Below are 17,467 nucleotides of genomic sequence, written 5' to 3'. Positions count from 1 at the left end.
TTAGAAGGAGGAACGAACATGGTCAAAAGAGGACGGATCGTAGCATTCTTTCTTATCGTCCTGCTGTTTGCAAGTACGATGGGAGTTACCATCAATGGGATTTTTAAAGATATTAAGCTTGGCTTGGACCTTCAAGGGGGCTTTGAAATCCTCTATGAGGTAAAGCCAATTGACGAAAATCAAAAGCTAGACAAAAATTTAATGTTAAGTACGGTAAGTGCCTTGAATAAACGGATAAATGTGCTGGGTGTTAGTGAGCCTAATATTCAAATTGAAGGTGAAGACCGTATTCGCGTTCAATTAGCTGGTGTAACCGATCAACAAAAAGCACGTGAAATCCTGTCAACGCAAGCAAAGCTTACATTTAGAGACGTGTTAGATAATAAACTCTTGGATGGAGCAGATTTGAAAGAAGGCGGCGCTGCCCAATCATTTGGAGAAAATAATCAACCAATTGTAACGCTTACTCTAAATGACGCCGATAAGTTCGGACAAGTAACACAACAAATTTTAGGCATGAAGCCAAACAACCTTCTAGTCATATGGTTAGACTTTGAAGAAGGTGTAGATTCATTTGCAGCAGAGTCACAGAAAACTGATGCACCGCCAAAATATTTATCAGCCGCTACTGTTAATGAGGTTCTAAATACAGAAAATGTTATGATTAGCGGTACCTTTACAATTGAAGAAGCGAAGGAATTAGCTGATCTATTAAATGCTGGTTCGCTTCCAGTAGAATTGACAGAAGTATTCTCCACCTCTGTTGGGGCGCAATTCGGTGAAGAAGCTCTAAATAAAACAATATATGCAAGTATTGTTGGTATTGCGTTAATTTTTATATTTATGCTTTTCTATTATCGCTTCTCAGGTATAATTGCTGTTATTACACTTAGTATTTATATTTTTATTGTCCTTCAAGTGTTTGATTGGATGAACGCTGTCCTCACCCTTCCAGGTATTGCAGCGCTCGTGCTCGGAGTCGGTATGGCAGTTGACGCAAACATTTTGACATATGAGCGAATTAAAGAAGAATTACGAACAGGGAAATCAGTCATGTCAGCGTTCCGTGCCGGAAATCAACGGTCGTTTACGACGATTTTAGACTCGAATTTAACAACACTTCTTGCCGCTGGTGTTCTGTTTGTTTATGGTACAAGCTCTGTAAAAGGGTTTGCAACGATGTTAATTTTAAGTATATTAGTCAGCTTTCTTACAGCTGTTTATGGTTCTCGTCTATTGTTAGGTTTATGGGTAAATAGTAAATTCTTAAATAAAAAGCAAGGCTGGTTCGGTGTTAAACAAAGTGAAATTCGAGATATAAGTGAAGTAGATGAACAGGAAATTATTGTTGAAGGCCGCTTTGCTAAACTCGACTTTATAAAGCACCATAAAAAATTCTTTATTTTATCAAGCGCTATGGTTGTCGCGGGTATTATTGCGCTTGCAACGATGGGACTTAATTTAGGTATTGATTTTGCAAGTGGTGCTCGCGTGGAAATTTCTTCAGACCAACCGCTTACAAGAGAAGCAATCGGGCAGGATTTCGAGCAATTAGGGTTTACTCCTAAAGATATTACGATTGCTGGGGATAACCAAAATCTTGCTATCGCTAGATTTGTCGGCGTATTCTCAAAAGATGAAATAGCAAAGCTTAAAAACTATTTTTCAGAAAAATATGGGTCTGAACCTAACGTTGGTACAGTTTCTCCAACAGTCGGAAAAGAGCTAGCTAAAAATGCATTTTTTGCTGTTATGATTGCAGCAGCCGGAATCGTATTATATGTTGCGGTACGCTTTGAATTGTATTTCGGTCTTGCCGCAATTATTGCGCTATTGCATGATGCGTTTTTCATCATTGTGTTCTTTAGTATAACAAGATTAGAGGTTGATTTAACGTTTATAGCAGCTGTATTAACAATTGTTGGTTATTCGATTAACGATACGATTGTTACGTTTGACCGGATTCGTGAAAATATGAAATTGAAGAAACGGATTAAAACATATAATGATTTAGCAGATCTTGTTAACAAAAGCTTACTACAAACATTAGGACGTTCCATAAATACGGTATTAACCGTAATGTTTGCAGCAGGCGCACTGTGGATATTTGGTAGTGAATCAATCGCAAACTTCTCGATTGCCTTGTTAATCGGTTTACTAGCAGGTACGTACTCATCAATGTTTATTGCAGCACAGCTTTGGTTAGTATGGAAATCAAAATCAATTGGCAAGCCAAAGAAAAAGCAAGTTGATTCAGGGCCTAATCCTGAACCTGAAGTATAAAAGGAAATAAACCACGCTTTGTTTAGAAAAAATCGGCAAGAACTTGCCGGTTTTTTTTGAATAGATAAAAATAAATCCATTTGCCACTACTTATAGTATAATTAATTGGTTAAGGAGTGGTTTTTTTGTTACAGTCAAAAACTCGCTGGGTAATAAAAGAATGTACGGAAGATAAGGTTCAAGCGCTAACTAAAGAGCTTGGAATTTCTGTTTTAGTTGCTAGATTACTAGTTATTAGGGGAATTGATACGATTGATCAGGCGCGTTGCTTTTTAAATAAAAGTGAAGCAGGCTTTTATGATCCTTTTTTATTAGATTCAATGGATAATGTTGTAGATAGAATTGAAAAAGCGATTGAAAATGATGAAAAGATATTAGTGTTTGGCGATTATGATGCTGATGGTGTTACAAGCACAACAGTAATGCTCCGCGCCCTCGAGGAAAAAGGAGCGAACGTTGATTTTTATATACCAAATCGTTTTACAGAAGGCTATGGGCCGAATGAAGCGGCCTTTCGCTCAGCGAAAAACGAAGGCTTCTCTTTAATCATAACCGTGGATACGGGGATTTCGGCATTTCATGAAGCAAAGGTAGCACGTGAGTTAGGACTTGATTTAATTATTACCGACCATCATGAAGTGTCACCAGACCTACCTGATGCTTATGCCATTATTCATCCACGCAAACCGGGAAGTAATTATCCATTTGGTGAATTAGCTGGGGTAGGGGTAGCATTAAAGGTTGCACATGCAATACTTGGGCGATTACCTACTCATCTACTAGAATTTGCAGCAATCGGAACGGTTGCAGATTTGGTTCCATTAATAGATGAAAATCGTGTGATTGCAAGCTTAGGTGTAAAAGCTATTCAAAATTCAAAAAATCCGGGGCTGCGCTCATTACTTAAACAAGCCGGACTTCAGGATAAGCGAATAGATGAGGAAACAATTGGTTTCGCGATAGGACCACGGCTTAATGCCGCTGGTCGTCTTGGTTCGGCTGACCCTGCGGTAGAGCTCCTTTTGTCGAATTCGATAGAAGAGGCTGACCTGATAGCTTCTGGAATTGAAGCTATGAATCGTGAGCGCCAACAGCTTGTAACGAGAATTACTGAGGAAGCAATTAAAGAAGTAGAGCAACACTTCTTAGAAAATGATCAAAAAGTTCTTGTTATTGCAAAGGAAGGCTGGAATCCAGGAGTAATCGGTATAGTTGCTTCGAAATTAGTGAACAAGTATTATCGTCCTACGATTGTGCTTAGTATTGATTCAGAAAAAGGAGTAGCAAAGGGATCGGCCCGTAGTATAGATGGATTTGATCTTTTTGAACATTTATCAAGCTGCCGCGATATTCTTCCTCATTTTGGTGGACATGCAATGGCGGCAGGAATGACGCTCAGCATCGAGGATGTTACAGTGCTTCGAGATCGTTTAAATAAGCTCGCTTCGGGAATTTTGTCAGATGATGATTTTATTCCGGTAACGAATGTTGATTTAAAATGTACAGTAGCTGACATAAGTATCGAGACGATCGAGAGGATGATAGAGCTTGCCCCGTTTGGTGTTGGAAATCCGAAGCCAATTATTTGTATTGAAAATGTATCATTGAAGCAAATTCGAAAAATTGGCAGTCAAATGAATCACTTAAAGATTATTTTTGAGCAAGATGGTAGTAGTTTAGATAGTGTCGGTTTTGGATGCGGCTATTTATATGATGAAATATCCCCATTATCTCGTTTAAGTATTATTGGCGAGCTATCAATCAATGAATGGAACGGCTTTAGGAAGCCACAGTTCATGCTTTATGATGCTACCGTTGAAGAATGGCAGTTGTTTGATTTACGTGGAAATAAGGATGTAAAAAAACAGCTCGAGCAATTAGACCCAAATTCTGTTGTCTTCATTGCATTTCGTACTGAAACGATGATTCGGTTAAAGTTAGAGGATTGGAATGACAGAATTCACGTTATACATGATGTAGTTAACATGAAGTTTGAAGGACTATCACGATATAAATTTATAGTTCTTCTAGATTTACCATATGAGAGAGTAACCTTTAAAAAGCTACTAAAGGATACCACACCTGAAAGAATATATGCAGTGTTAGATTATAATGAAAATCACTTTTTTAGCACGCTGCCTACAAGGGAGCATTTTAAATGGTATTATGCTTTTTTACTTAAACAGCAGCCCTTCGATGTGAAGAAATATGCAGATGCATTGTCAAGCAAAAAGGGTTGGACGAAAGAAACGATCCATTTTATGACACAGGTGTTTTTTGAATTAGAATTTGTTAAAATAGAAAATGGTGTTATTTCACTAGTTGAAAATCCTGGTAAACGTGAATTTTCAGCTTCGAAAACTTATCGACAGAAGCAAGAATTATTACAAATGGAAGCTGAACTAATTTATTCTTCTTATCAAACGTTGAAGGATTGGTTTGACAAAGCAATTGGTACGTCCCGTAAATATGAGGAGGAATTTGTCAGATGAATTATAAGGATTATATTGCAATTGTTCCTAATTGGCCGAAGGAAGGAATCCAATTTAAAGACATTACACCATTAATGGATAATGGCAAAGTATTTAAAAGCGCTGTTGATGATATTGTCGCATTTGCGGAGGATAAGCAAATTGATATTATAGTTGGGCCAGAGGCACGAGGCTTTATCGTTGGTTGTCCAGTTGCCTACGCATTAGGAGTGGGCTTCGCCCCAGTTAGAAAGGAAGGGAAGCTTCCTCGTGAGGTAATTCGCGTTGAATATGGACTTGAATACGGGAAAGATACGTTAACCATGCATAAGGATGCTATTAAACCTGGTCAGAGGGTGTTAATTACGGATGATTTGTTGGCAACTGGTGGTACGATGGATGCGACCATTCAACTCGTTGAACAACTAGGCGGCGTTGTTGCCGGTTTGGCTTTTTTAGTCGAGTTGACATATTTAAATGGACGCTCAAAGCTAAGAGGGTATGACGTCCTTACTTTAATGCAATATTAATTTTATAAACTAAGTTATAAGTAGAGTGCTCAATAGAGTACTCTTTGTTTTTACATTATTTTTTCTATTTTTCTTTACAATGAGCTGTTCTAACATGATAATAGATAAAATAAAGGATTTATTCTAATGGCAATGGATATTAGGTGATTTTTATGGCTAATGAACAAACACTTACAATTGAACAAGTAATAGACAAAGTGAGAGGCTATTTATCTGATCAGGATGTAGCATTTGTACAATCTGCTTATAAATATGCGGAACAAGCTCATCATAATCAATATCGCAAATCTGGTGAACCCTACATCATACATCCAGTCCAAGTAGCTGGGATATTGGCTGAGCTTGAAATGGATCCCGTAACAGTTGCAGCTGGGTTTCTCCATGATGTAGTTGAAGATACAAATATAACGTTAAAAGATTTGGAAAAAGCCTTTAATAAAGAAGTTGCAATGCTAGTTGATGGCGTTACAAAACTAGGGAAAATAAAATATAAGTCTCAGGAAGCACAGCAGGCGGAAAATCATCGCAAAATGTTTTTAGCCATGGCCCAGGACATTCGTGTTATTTTAATAAAACTTGCGGACCGTCTTCATAATATGAGAACGTTAAAGCATTTATCTCCTGAAAAACAAAGACGCATTTCCAATGAGACACTTGAAATTTTTGCACCATTAGCTCACCGACTTGGAATTTCCACAATTAAATGGGAGCTTGAAGACACAGCGTTGAGATATCTCAATCCTCAGCAGTATTACCGCATTGTTAATTTAATGAAAAATAAGCGTGCCGAACGTGAACACCATGTACGGGAAGTTATAGAGGAAATCCGCAAGCGCTTAGATGAAGTCAATTTGAAGGCTGAAATATCAGGCCGTCCCAAACATATATATAGTATTTATCGAAAAATGGTGCTGCAAAATAAACAATTTAATGAAATCTATGATTTGCTTGCTGTTCGTGTTCTCGTTGAAAGTATAAAGGATTGTTATGCTGTATTAGGGGTTATTCATACTTGCTGGAAGCCGATGCCAGGGCGGTTTAAGGATTACATTGCGATGCCTAAGGCCAACATGTATCAATCGTTGCATACGACTGTTATAGGCCCTAAAGGTGATCCGTTAGAGGTCCAGATTAGAACGGTAGAGATGCATCAAATTGCCGAGTACGGTATTGCTGCACATTGGGCTTATAAAGAAGGGAAACAGCAAAACCAAGACCCTAAATCATTACAAGATAAAATCACATGGTTCCGAGAAATATTAGAATGGCAAAATGATACAAGCGATGCTGAAGAATTTATGGAATCATTAAAAATCGACTTATTTTCAGATATGGTCTTTGTTTTTACGCCAAAGGGTGATGTATATGAGCTACCTCGTGGTTCTGTTCCTTTGGATTTTGCTTATCGGATCCACACGGAAATTGGGAATAAAACAATAGGTGCCAAAGTTAATGGGAAAATTGTTCCGCTAGAATATGTATTAAAGACAGGTGATATTATTGAAATATTAACGTCCAAGCATTCCTATGGTCCATCGCAGGATTGGATTAAGCTTGTACAAACCTCACAGGCGAAAAATAAGATAAGACAATTTTTCAAAAAACAAAGACGTGAGGAAAACGTTGAAAAAGGAAAAGAGCTTGTTGAAAAAGAAGTATTGAAATATGACGTCGAGCTTAAAGAAGTTTTAACGGCAGAAAATTTAAAGATGGTTGCAGAAAAATTTAGTTTTGCGAATGAAGAGGATATGTATGCAGCGGTCGGTTATAACGGCATTACCGCAGCACAGATCGCAACTAGACTAACGGAAAAGCTCCGCAAAAAACGAGGACAAGAGCTTGAGGAAACGTTACTGCAAGCTGTTTCAGAAGTGAAAAGTTTGCCTCGTAATAAAAAAACAGATACAGGTGTCCGTGTCATTGGTGTAGACAATTTACTAATCCGTTTGTCAAAATGCTGCAACCCTGTCCCAGGGGATGAAATATTAGGGTTTATTACTAAAGGTAGAGGAGTTTCTGTTCACCGTAGTGATTGCCCAAATATTCATACAGATGAAGCGAAGGAAAGGTTGATTCCTGTTGAATGGGAGGGCGGTGCTAGTGACGGGAAGTCATACAATGTCGATATTGAAATTACCGGATATGACCGCCGTGGCTTGTTGAACGAAGTTTTGCATGCAATAAATGAAAGCAAAACAAATATTACTGCTGTTACGGGGAGGACGGATCGTAACAAAATGGCGACTATTAATATTACGATCGCTATTCAAAATGTAAATCATTTGCAAAAGATAGCAGACCGTCTTAAACAAATACATGACGTATATTCTGTTCGAAGGATTATGCAGTAGTAAGAACATTGACGAGTAACTTATCGATGTTTATCTTGAATGACAGGAAAAAGAAAGTGGCAGGAGCTAAAGTGCTGCTTTCTTTTTCTTTGTTGGATGTCATACTAATGAGGAAGGTGTCATAACGAATGAGAGTTGTAGTCCAAAGATCAAAACAAGCTAATGTTAAAGTTAATGGCTTAACTGTAGGTGAAATAACCCATGGATTCGTACTTTTAGTAGGCATCACCCATTCAGATACAGTTGAAGACATTAATTATGTTGCAGAGAAAATTGTGAATTTACGAATCTTTGAAGATGAAGAAGGAAAAATGAATTTATCATTACTAGATGTCGGTGGAGAAATTTTATCGATCTCCCAATTCACATTATATGGTGATTGTCGCAAAGGTAGAAGACCTAGCTTTACGGATGCAGCTAAGCCAGAATACGCAAATAGCTTATATGAAAAATTTAACGAGGCGCTAATAGCCAAAGGAGTAAAGGTTGAAACTGGTACTTTTGGAGCAATGATGGATGTATCATTAGTGAATGATGGCCCAGTCACATTAATTGTAGAGAGTAAACAAGATAAATTGTGAGAGTCTATATCGCAAAACCATTAAATACTGATTAGTTAAAAAATCATTGTTATTTTATGAAATTATTTGTTTAATAGCGGGCATGATAGTACAAGGTTATATTTTCTAAAATACTTGTACGGGAGAAAGGATGTAATTCATGCGCTATAGTTCAAAAAGTGAAATAACAAATAATCCAACTAATCAATTGTTTGGGGTTGATTTTCATGATTTTATCCAAAAAGAGCAAACATCCTCAAACATGGAGCTAGCACAGGAATTTGGTGTGGACTTACGAACGATAAAAAATATGAAACGGAAATTAGAACGGAATTAAACGATTCTATTCTTGACAAGAACAGTGTTCATCCGTATGATAATAGAGATTAATTGATATTTCTAAACAGTTGATATACTGATATTTTGAACCAAATAATATTTGAACCTATGATGGAGAGAGTAATTAAGATTTCACATGGAAAGAGAGGAAATGCCGTAGGCTGAAAGCATTTCTCCATGCTGGCTTAATGAAGAACACTCAAGGAGGTTCCTTTCTGAAAAGAGCAGCGTCTTAGTAGGAAAAGGACGTTTCAGGCGTTAACTGATAAGTGGAAGGTTGCTTTCTATTTTGAGCACTTCAACTAGGGTGGTACCACGGGAAGTTAATCTCGTCCCTACATTTACTGTAGGGGCGGGATTTTTTTTTATTAAAAATAAAACTTGCGAGTAACCAACCGAAACTAGTGAGTAAAATGCAAAATTTGCGAGTAACCAGATGAAACTTCTGAGTAACCAGCCAAAACTTGCGAATAAAAGACGATGAAAAAATTTGAAGCTATAAAAAGGAGGTCGAAGTAGACATGTCAATAAATATACCACGCGGTACGCAGGATATATTGCCGGGAGTTGTTGAGGAATGGCAATATGTCGAACAAAAAATGAGAGAGATGTGCAAACGCTATAACTATAGTGAAATCCGCACCCCGATTTTTGAACAGACAGAGTTATTCCAAAGGGGGGTTGGGGAGACAACAGATATTGTTCAAAAAGAAATGTATACGTTTGAAGACCGTGGTGGCCGTAGCATGACGTTAAGACCAGAGGGAACGGCGCCAACTGTACGTTCATTTGTAGAAAATAAAATGTATGGAAGTCCGAACCAACCAACAAAATTATTTTACATAGGACCGATGTTCCGCTATGAACGACCACAGGCTGGCCGGTGGCGGCAATTTATTCAGTTTGGCGTTGAAGCATTAGGGAGCAGCGATCCGGCTATTGATGCTGAGGTTATCGCTTTAGCAATGGATATTTATCGGGAGCTTGGACTAAAAAGATTAAAACTCGTAATTAATAGCCTTGGTGATATCGAAAGCCGTAAAGCACATCGCGAAGCCCTGATGAATCATTTTAAACCAAGAATTGGAGAATTTTGTGGTGACTGTCAAAACCGATTAGAAAAAAATCCAATGCGAATTTTAGATTGTAAAAAAGATCGCGATCACGAATTGATAAAATCTGCACCATCGATACTCGATTATCTAAATGACGAGTCTCGCGTATTCTTTGAAAAAGTGAAAACGTATTTAACTGATATCGGAATTGAATTTCAGGTCGATCCAAACTTAGTGCGGGGGTTAGATTACTACAATCATACAGCATTTGAAATTATGAGTGATGCGGAAGGCTTTGGTGCGATTACGACATTAATGGGTGGAGGGCGTTATAACGGTTTAGTTGAAGAAATCGGCGGACCGGCTACCCCCGGAATCGGATTTGCGTTAAGTATAGAACGTTTACTGCTTGCTTTAAAAGCAGAAAATATTAGCTTGCCAATTGCACAGGAGCTTGATTGTTATTTAATTGCTCTTGGCGATCAAGCAAAGGATAAAGCTACTTCCTTATTGTACGAACTTAGAAAAGCTGGTTTCACGGCAGAAAAAGATTATCAAGATCGCAAATTGAAAGCTCAATTTAAAACAGCTGATCGTCTCAACGTAAAGTTTGTAGCAGTATTAGGTGAAGATGAGTTAGTGAAAAATGTCATTAACATTAAAGATATGTCAACAGGTACCCAAGAGGAAGTTGGGATCTCGAACTTTATTGAATATTTACTAGAAAGAAGTTAATTTAGGAGGAAAAATAGAATGTCTGAATTAGGAAGAAGTCATTTTTGTGGAGAATTAAGGGAAACGAATGTGGGAGAAACCGTTCAGTTAAAGGGATGGGTTCAAAAGCGACGTGATTTAGGAGGACTTATTTTTATCGATTTACGCGATCGTACAGGGATCGTGCAGGTTGTATTTAGCCCTGATGTTAGTGGAGAAGCGTTAAAAACAGCTGATAAAGCTCGAAGTGAGTTCGTTTTAGATATAAAAGGTAAAGTTGTTGCACGTGCTGAAGGAACATATAACAAACAAATTGCAACAGGAACGATTGAGGTTCAAGCTGAAGAAATTACAATTATCAATGCATCAAAAACACCACCATTTATGATTGAAGATGATGTCGATGCATCTGAGGAGCTACGCTTAAAGTACCGTTATCTGGACCTACGCCGTCCTGAAATGTTCAATACATTCAAAATGCGTCATCAAGTTACAAAAGTAGTTCGTAATTTTTTAGATGACCATGGATTTTTAGACGTTGAAACACCCATTTTAACAAAATCCACACCAGAGGGTGCGCGTGACTATTTAGTTCCAAGTCGAGTTCATGAAGGACAATTTTATGCATTACCGCAATCACCGCAGCTTTTTAAACAATTATTAATGGTATCTGGTTTTGAGCGGTATTATCAAATTGCACGCTGCTTCCGTGATGAAGATTTACGTGCTGATCGTCAGCCTGAATTTACACAAGTGGATATTGAAACATCGTTTATGGATAAAGAGGATCTTATTGCGTTAATGGAAGAAATGATGGCAACAGTATTAAAAGAAGTGAAAGGAGTGGAAATTCAAACTCCATTCCCTCGAATGACATATGACGATGCGATCGCACGCTACGGTTCTGATAAACCGGACACACGTTTTGGCATGGAGCTAGTTGATATCGGGGAGCTTGTAAAAGAAACTGAATTTAAAGTGTTTGCGAATGCGATCTCAGGTGGCGGTCAAATTAAAGCGATTAATGTAAAAGGGGCTGCCGAAAAGTATTCTCGTAAGGATATTGATGGGTTAACGGAGTATGTTAGCCGTTACGGGGCTAAAGGTTTAGCCTGGTTCAAGGTTGAAGAAGATGGATTGAAAGGTCCAATCGCAAAATTCTTCAACGATGATCAACAAGCAGGCATTCAAAAAGTAATGGAAGCTGAAAATGGAGATTTAATTTTAGTTGTTGCTGATTCAAAACAAGTTGTTGCTGACAGCTTAGGTGCACTTCGTGTAAAACTTGCGAAGGACTTAAACTTAATCGATGAAACGAAGTTTAATTTCCTATGGATTACGGATTGGCCGTTACTTGAGTTTGATCCAGAGGCTGGCCGTTATTTTGCGGCACATCATCCATTTACAATGCCAGTTCGCGAAGATTTACCTTTATTAGATGAGAATCCTGGCAAAGTACGTGCTCAAGCTTATGATATCGTATTAAATGGTTATGAATTAGGTGGGGGATCTGCCCGTATTTACGAGCGCGATATTCAAGAAAAGATGTTTAAAGTGCTTGGCATGCCAGAGGAAGAAGCACGTGAACAATTTGGCTTCCTTTTAGATGCGTTTGATTATGGAACACCACCGCATGGGGGAATAGCCTTTGGACTAGACCGATTTGTCATGCTATTAGCAGGACGGACAAACCTTCGTGATACGATCGCCTTTCCAAAGACAGCGAGTGCAAGTGACATCATGACAAATGCACCAAGTGAAGTTAGCCATGATCAACTGCTGGAATTAAATTTACAAATACGTTTATAAATGGCTATTTAATCAATCCCAGTCAATGGTCGAGATAATCTTGAATCTGTCTTTTAAATATGGTATTATGACAGTACAAAGTCCTGAAGTGACTCGTTATTAACCATTAAGTTTTGACCGAACAGAAAGTTTAAGGGAGCTTGGAGTTTTCGAACTGCGTACACGCCTTGTAAATGAGCTGGCATTTTGCCGCCTGAGGATCTACAGAAGTTTGAAACAGAGCACCCACCTACGTTTGGCGGGGCCAAAACGAAGGACGATGACGACACAATCGGGACTTTCAATCATGTAAATGATCAGCCCTAAGCAAAATTTGCTTAGGGTTTTTTATGCCGTAAATGGGAAAAACAATATTATATTAGGGCATAGTATTTCCATTTTATTCCGGGGTCAGGAACCTCTATGGACACCTCTATGGACACCGCCCTGGCACCGACGTGATATTTAGGAGTGTGATTTAAATTGTTGCACCAATTTTCTAGAAATGAGTTAGCTTTCGGGAAAGAAGGATTGGAATTATTAAAAAATAGCACTGTTGCCGTTTTAGGCATCGGCGGAGTAGGATCGTTTGCGGTGGAATCTTTGGCGCGATCCGGAGTTGGAAGACTAATACTTGTAGATAAAGATGACGTGGATATTACAAATATTAATCGTCAGCTACATGCGTTATTATCAACAATCGGTCGCCCAAAGGTTGACCTAATGAAGGAACGAATAGCTGACATTAATCCGGAATGTGAAGTAATTGCTTTAAAAATGTTTTATACAGAAGAAACGTACGAGGAGTTTTTTGGATATAATCTGGATTATGTAATTGATGCATCTGACACGATCACATATAAAATCCATTTAATTAAAGAATGTCTTAAACGACATGTGCCGTTAATAACGAGTATGGGTGCAGCAAACAAGCTCGATCCAACGCGTTTAAAGATAGCGGATATTTCGAAAACACATACCGATCCAATTGCCAAGGTAATTCGTCAAAAACTACGTAAGGACGGAATTCATAAAGGAGTGAAAGTTGTATTTTCAGATGAAAGTCCAATTGTCATCCGAGAAGATATTAGAAAAGAAATCGTCCCAGATGAAAATGCACAAGTAAGAAAAGCGAAAATACCGCCTGCCTCTAACGCTTTTGTTCCTTCAACAGCAGGATTAATTATGGGCGGGTATGTGGTAACTGAAATCATAAAGGATATAAAGATTAATCGGGTAGCACCACAAAAATAAGGTTGTCAGACAACAACCTCATTTTGCTATTTGTTCAAAACCTTCATTATTCTCATCCAATGGTGAGAGATTGCTTTGATTTTGAATTGAAACCATCCTTCGTGCACGGTCCATAATGTGTAATAAAGACTGATAATCTTCTTGAATCATTTCGTTTTCCTGTGCCACTCTTTGTAATTTTTTTTGTAATTTTTCTTTCTCGCTTACAAGCTGATAATTTTCTCTAGCAAGTCTTTCATTTTCTGTTCTGACGATTTGAGAATTTGCACTAGAGACTTTCATACGTTCTAGAAATGCAATAATGGTATTTATGTCCATATCCTTTTGGTCTGTCTGATTGTTTATTTGACGATTTATAAACGAATCCTGCTCAGCATATTGCCGAGGTAATTGTTCAAAAGGAGCTGGTGCTTCAGCCTCGACTGTTTTTTCATAATCAAATGAAAGATTCGTTATCATTTGTTCTTTGTTATTTTGTTGGGATTGCAGGGCTAGTATTCTTTTTCTTTCTTTCCGTTGTTTCTTGGCAAGCTCCATTGCTTGTTCGTATTTTTGTCGTACTTCGGCGTTCCAACGAAATCCACATGCAGCTGAGGTCCTGTTAAGCTTATTGCCAACCTCTTCAAACGCATTTAGTTGTGTGCTACCAGTTCGGATATGCCGTAATACAGTTTCAGCAAGTAGCAAATCATCCTCGTGTGACCAAGCATCCTGTCTTATTTTCATATTTTCAACTCCTTTACGTTAATAGATTTTATTGCCTTTATCTATTAATCTGCCCACTTTTTTTTTTGATTATACTTTACTAGTTTGGCCAAACATTCTTTGAAAATGGTTCATGTAAGTGCCAATATCAATTAAAATAGTAGGACATTCCTTTAATAGGGAGTTGGAGACTATTACTAGAAATATCTAGAAATAAGTTTGAGCTACTTCGTTATTCTTTTCAGTTGTTCAGTTTTTAACTTCTCATAAAGCTTCATGTATTTTTCCTCTTGACCAGCTTCAAGTGGGTCGTAAAATCTTTTATTTATGAGGTCATTTGGTAAATATTGCTGAGGGACCCACCCCCCAAATTTACCGATTTGAAAATCATGGGGGTATTGATAATCAATTCCTCGTGCTAATTTCTTTGCGTTATGGTAATGTGCATCCTTTAAATGACTAGGAATGGCGACTTTTTTTCCGCTTCTAATAAAATCAAGTGCTTGATTAATAGCCATATAGGCACGGTTTGATTTAGGTGAAAGGCAAAGCTCAATCACGATATTTGCTAAGGGTATACGTGCTTCTGGGAATCCTAAACGCTCGGCGGTTTGAATTGCAGCTAATGTACGTTCCCCCATTTCAGGCTTTGCTAAGCCAACATCTTCATAGGCAACACAAAGCAATCGTCGTGAAATGCCAATCAAATCTCCGCCTTCGATTAGTAATGCTAAGTATAAAATTGCGGCATCAACATCACCACCACGTAGTGATTTATGGAAGGCACTTAATGCATCGTAATGAGCATCACCATCTTTGTCAATACTAATATCATTTCTTTGAATTGCTTCCTTCACCAAATCGGTCGTAATAACATTTGTTTTGGCAGTTAAGAATGAGATTTCAAGCTTATTTAATGCGCTTCGTAAGTCTCCACCACTCATTTCTGCAATGAAATTTAAAGTTTCATCACTTACTTCAAGCTGGTTGTCACCTAGCCCGTTTTGGTGATCAGCTATTGCACGCTTCAATCCCGTGATTATTTCTTCTTTAGTTAATGGCATTAGCTCAAAAATTTGGCACCTTGAGCGAATTGCAGGATTAATATTGTGATATGGATTTTCACTTGTTAATCCGATTAATATTAATAAACCATTTTCGATAAAAGGCAAAAGAAATTCTATTTGCGTCTTACTAAAGCGATGAAGTTCATCGACACATAAGATAATCGTACCATTTAACTCATTTGCTTCTTGGACAACAGCCTCCAAATCCTTTTTGTTATTTGTAACAGCATTTAACTTACGAAAAGGGAGCTTTAATGAACCTGCGATGGCATTGGCAATTGAAGTTTTACCAATTCCAGGTCGGCCGTAAAGAATAATTGAGGAAAGCTGTCCTTTTTCAATCATTTGTGCTAATGGTTTTCCAGAGCTTAATAAATGTTTTTGGCCGATTACATCTTCAATAATGGAAGGCCGCATTCGGTAAGCAAGTGGCTCTATTCTCATCTAAATCACTCCAAATATTTTTCATTCGTTTTTCAATACACCATTCAATCCTACGTTGCGACAGTATTGAATAATTTTCTATCACTTATTTCTATCACTTATTTCTATCACGTATTTCTATCATCTATAGTAACAGAAAATAATTACTTTTATTTTAATTTTTCTAAGTATCATGCTAAAATAGCATATCAATTAAAAACTTGAAAAAATGTATGAGGAAACATTTTCATGATATAATAGCGTTGACATTTTGGAAGCGGATGTTGAAAATTGTAATTTTAAAAAGTGTTATTGAGGTGAGTGTTTTGAAAATATCGACGAAAGGTCGTTACGGCTTGACCATCATGATTGCGTTAGCAAAAAAATTTGGAGAAGGACCGATTCCATTAAAAAATATCGCAAAGGATCATGATTTATCAGAGCATTATTTAGAACAGTTAATTGCGCCCTTACGGAATGCGGGATTAGTAAAAAGTGTTCGTGGGGCATATGGTGGTTATATTTTAGCTAAAGAAGCCGAAAATATTACTGCTGGTGATATCATTCGAGTGCTTGAAGGACCAATAAGTCCTGTCGAGGTTTTAGATGACGAAGAGCCTGCCAAGCGGGAATTATGGATCCGAATTCGTGATGCGGTCAAAGAAGTGCTTGATACGACGACGCTTCATGATTTAGCTACATATGAAGGGGATAATCAAGATTCATATATGTTTTACATTTAACATTGCTATCGAAAAAAGCAGGTGAAAGTATGCAACAACCGATATATTTAGACCATGCAGCAACAACGCCAACACATCCTTTAGTCGTGGAAGAGATGATACCCTATATGGTCAATGTTTTTGGGAATCCTTCCAGTGTTCATTCGTTTGGGCGTAAGTCGAGACATGCGGTGGACGAGTCTAGGGAAATTATTGCAAAAAGTATAAATGCTAAAGAAAGTGAAATTATTTTTACTAGTGGTGGTACGGAAGCGGATAATCTTGCTCTTATGGGCGTAGCTAGAGCCTATAAGGAAAAAGGGAATCACATTATTACAACAGCCGTTGAACACCATGCGGTCTTACATACATGCAAATATCTTGAAAAAGAAGGCTTCGAAATTACATATTTACCGGTAAATCAATACGGAGAAATAGATGTTGAAGATTTGAAAAAAGCAATAAAGGACACAACTATTTTAGTATCGATTATGCTTGGAAACAATGAGGTTGGCACAATGCAACCAATTCAAGCTATCGGTGAATTGTTAGCAGAAACGGATATACTGTTTCATTCAGATGCTGTCCAGGCGTTCGGAAGCGTCGAAATTGACGTAAACGAACTTCGCTTAGATTTAATGTCAGCGTCTGCACATAAAATTAATGGCCCTAAAGGGATTGGTTTATTGTATGTAAGAAAAGGTGTAAAGTTAGTGGCACAGCAATATGGCGGTGAACAAGAAAGGAAACGTCGGGCTGGTACTGAAAATGTGCCAGGGATTATTGGGTTTAAAAAAGCTGTTCAAATAGTTGAAAACGAACGTGCTAAAAAGATTGAAAGCTTCCTACGGTTTAAAGAGCGGATGATCACTATATTTACTGAAGAAGGGATTGCTTTTGCAATCAATAATAAAGGAGCAAAAGAAGTTCTCCCACAGATTTTAAATGTTTCTTTTCCGGGAACGAATGTGGAATCATTGCTAGTTAATTTTGATTTGGCTGGTGTTGCAGCCTCTAGTGGTTCTGCGTGTACAGCTGGTTCCATTGACCCTTCCCATGTACTAGTTGCAATGTTCGGACAAGATGCGAGCAAGATCCATTCATCAATTCGCTTTAGCTTTGGTTATGGCAATACTGTTGAACAAGTTGAAGAAGCAGCATATGATATTACAAAAATTGTTAAACGGTTAACATAAAAATCAATA

The 17,467-nt window shown here is 37.8% G+C and carries 13 protein-coding genes, 1 other RNA gene and 1 other annotated feature; of the genes, 12 read left to right on the top strand and 2 right to left on the bottom strand.

Going from position 1 to position 17,467, the window contains the following annotated elements; genetic code table 11:
* Window positions 1–18: 18 nt before the first annotated feature.
* From secDF to D612_RS0113000, 10 genes are all read left to right on the top strand, one after another.
* A complete protein-coding gene (secDF, locus tag D612_RS0113040; RefSeq protein WP_017755925.1) occupies window positions 19–2,283 on the top strand; it encodes a protein translocase subunit SecDF in 2,265 nt (754 codons plus the stop codon).
* Window positions 2,284–2,408: 125 nt separating this feature from the next.
* Window positions 2,409–4,775 (top strand): single-stranded-DNA-specific exonuclease RecJ, encoded by a 2,367-nt coding sequence (gene recJ / locus D612_RS0113035; protein ID WP_017755924.1) that lies wholly within the window; start codon window positions 2,409–2,411, stop codon window positions 4,773–4,775.
* Window positions 4,772–5,284: an adenine phosphoribosyltransferase gene (locus D612_RS0113030; protein ID WP_017755923.1), complete on the top strand. Its 513-nt coding sequence runs from the start codon at window positions 4,772–4,774 to the stop codon at window positions 5,282–5,284. Before recJ ends, D612_RS0113030 begins: the two co-directional genes overlap by 4 nt.
* Before the next feature lie 152 nt (window positions 5,285–5,436).
* Window positions 5,437–7,635 carry a RelA/SpoT family protein gene (locus D612_RS0113025; RefSeq protein WP_017755922.1) on the top strand — a complete coding sequence of 733 codons (2,199 nt, stop codon included), beginning with the start codon at window positions 5,437–5,439 and terminating at the stop codon, window positions 7,633–7,635.
* A 128-nt stretch (window positions 7,636–7,763) separates the two neighbouring features.
* Window positions 7,764–8,216: a D-aminoacyl-tRNA deacylase gene (gene dtd, locus D612_RS0113020; protein WP_017755921.1), complete on the top strand. Its 453-nt coding sequence runs from the start codon at window positions 7,764–7,766 to the stop codon at window positions 8,214–8,216.
* Between the two features lie 139 nt (window positions 8,217–8,355).
* Window positions 8,356–8,532, top strand: a complete 177-nt coding sequence (locus tag D612_RS18360) for a hypothetical protein (RefSeq protein ID WP_017755920.1) — start codon at window positions 8,356–8,358, stop codon at window positions 8,530–8,532.
* Between the two features lie 101 nt (window positions 8,533–8,633).
* Window positions 8,634–8,874 (top strand) — a binding site (T-box leader).
* Window positions 8,875–9,055: 181 nt separating this feature from the next.
* Window positions 9,056–10,324: a histidine--tRNA ligase gene (hisS, locus tag D612_RS0113010; RefSeq protein ID WP_017755919.1), complete on the top strand. Its 1,269-nt coding sequence runs from the start codon at window positions 9,056–9,058 to the stop codon at window positions 10,322–10,324.
* A gap of 18 nt (window positions 10,325–10,342) precedes the next feature.
* The gene (gene aspS / locus D612_RS0113005; RefSeq protein ID WP_017755918.1) at window positions 10,343–12,112 is read left to right on the top strand and encodes an aspartate--tRNA ligase; all 1,770 of its coding nucleotides are present in this window, start codon (window positions 10,343–10,345) and stop codon (window positions 12,110–12,112) included.
* A 77-nt stretch (window positions 12,113–12,189) separates the two neighbouring features.
* A non-coding RNA gene (ssrS, locus tag D612_RS19115) (6S RNA) lies at window positions 12,190–12,394 on the top strand.
* Between the two features lie 180 nt (window positions 12,395–12,574).
* Window positions 12,575–13,345 (top strand): tRNA threonylcarbamoyladenosine dehydratase, encoded by a 771-nt coding sequence (locus tag D612_RS0113000; protein ID WP_017755917.1) that lies wholly within the window; start codon window positions 12,575–12,577, stop codon window positions 13,343–13,345.
* 18 nt (window positions 13,346–13,363) lie between these two features.
* Here the strand turns inward: D612_RS0113000 and D612_RS0112995 are convergent, their stop codons facing one another.
* Together D612_RS0112995 and D612_RS0112990 are read right to left on the bottom strand one after the other, a co-directional pair.
* Window positions 13,364–14,071, bottom strand: coding sequence for an RsfA family transcriptional regulator (locus D612_RS0112995; RefSeq protein WP_017755916.1), 708 nt, complete (start codon window positions 14,069–14,071; stop codon window positions 13,364–13,366).
* 203 nt (window positions 14,072–14,274) lie between these two features.
* Window positions 14,275–15,561 carry a replication-associated recombination protein A gene (locus D612_RS0112990; RefSeq protein ID WP_017755915.1) on the bottom strand — a complete coding sequence of 429 codons (1,287 nt, stop codon included), beginning with the start codon at window positions 15,559–15,561 and terminating at the stop codon, window positions 14,275–14,277.
* A gap of 305 nt (window positions 15,562–15,866) precedes the next feature.
* On the opposite strand from D612_RS0112990, the gene cymR reads away from it, so the two are divergent.
* Window positions 15,867–16,283 (top strand): cysteine metabolism transcriptional regulator CymR, encoded by a 417-nt coding sequence (gene cymR / locus D612_RS0112985; protein WP_026092505.1) that lies wholly within the window; start codon window positions 15,867–15,869, stop codon window positions 16,281–16,283.
* 29 nt (window positions 16,284–16,312) lie between these two features.
* Entirely contained in the window at window positions 16,313–17,458 is a 1,146-nt protein-coding gene (locus D612_RS0112980) for a cysteine desulfurase family protein (RefSeq protein WP_026092504.1), read from the top strand.
* Window positions 17,459–17,467 lie beyond the last annotated feature (9 nt).

It is taken from the genome of Calidifontibacillus oryziterrae (assembly GCF_000331575.1).
In the GTDB taxonomy this organism is placed as follows: domain Bacteria; phylum Bacillota; class Bacilli; order Bacillales; family Bacillaceae_J; genus Calidifontibacillus_A; species Calidifontibacillus_A oryziterrae.
Note: the sequence above shows the minus strand (reverse complement) of the source record. Positions and strands in the feature narration are given on the sequence as shown.

Bases quoted from the DNA above. Each gene is read 5' to 3' on its own strand.
- hisS (WP_017755919.1), top strand. From the start codon at position 9,056: ATGTCAATAAATATACCACGCGGTACGCAGGATATATTGCCGGGAGTT.
- D612_RS0112990 (WP_017755915.1), bottom strand. From the start codon at position 15,561: ATGAGAATAGAGCCACTTGCTTACCGAATGCGGCCTTCCATTATTGAA.
- D612_RS0113030 (WP_017755923.1), top strand. From the start codon at position 4,772: ATGAATTATAAGGATTATATTGCAATTGTTCCTAATTGGCCGAAGGAA.
- secDF (WP_017755925.1), top strand. From the start codon at position 19: ATGGTCAAAAGAGGACGGATCGTAGCATTCTTTCTTATCGTCCTGCTG.
- D612_RS0112995 (WP_017755916.1), bottom strand. From the start codon at position 14,071: ATGAAAATAAGACAGGATGCTTGGTCACACGAGGATGATTTGCTACTT.
- D612_RS18360 (WP_017755920.1), top strand. From the start codon at position 8,356: ATGCGCTATAGTTCAAAAAGTGAAATAACAAATAATCCAACTAATCAA.
- aspS (WP_017755918.1), top strand. From the start codon at position 10,343: ATGTCTGAATTAGGAAGAAGTCATTTTTGTGGAGAATTAAGGGAAACG.
- dtd (WP_017755921.1), top strand. From the start codon at position 7,764: ATGAGAGTTGTAGTCCAAAGATCAAAACAAGCTAATGTTAAAGTTAAT.
- D612_RS0113025 (WP_017755922.1), top strand. From the start codon at position 5,437: ATGGCTAATGAACAAACACTTACAATTGAACAAGTAATAGACAAAGTG.
- D612_RS0112980 (WP_026092504.1), top strand. From the start codon at position 16,313: ATGCAACAACCGATATATTTAGACCATGCAGCAACAACGCCAACACAT.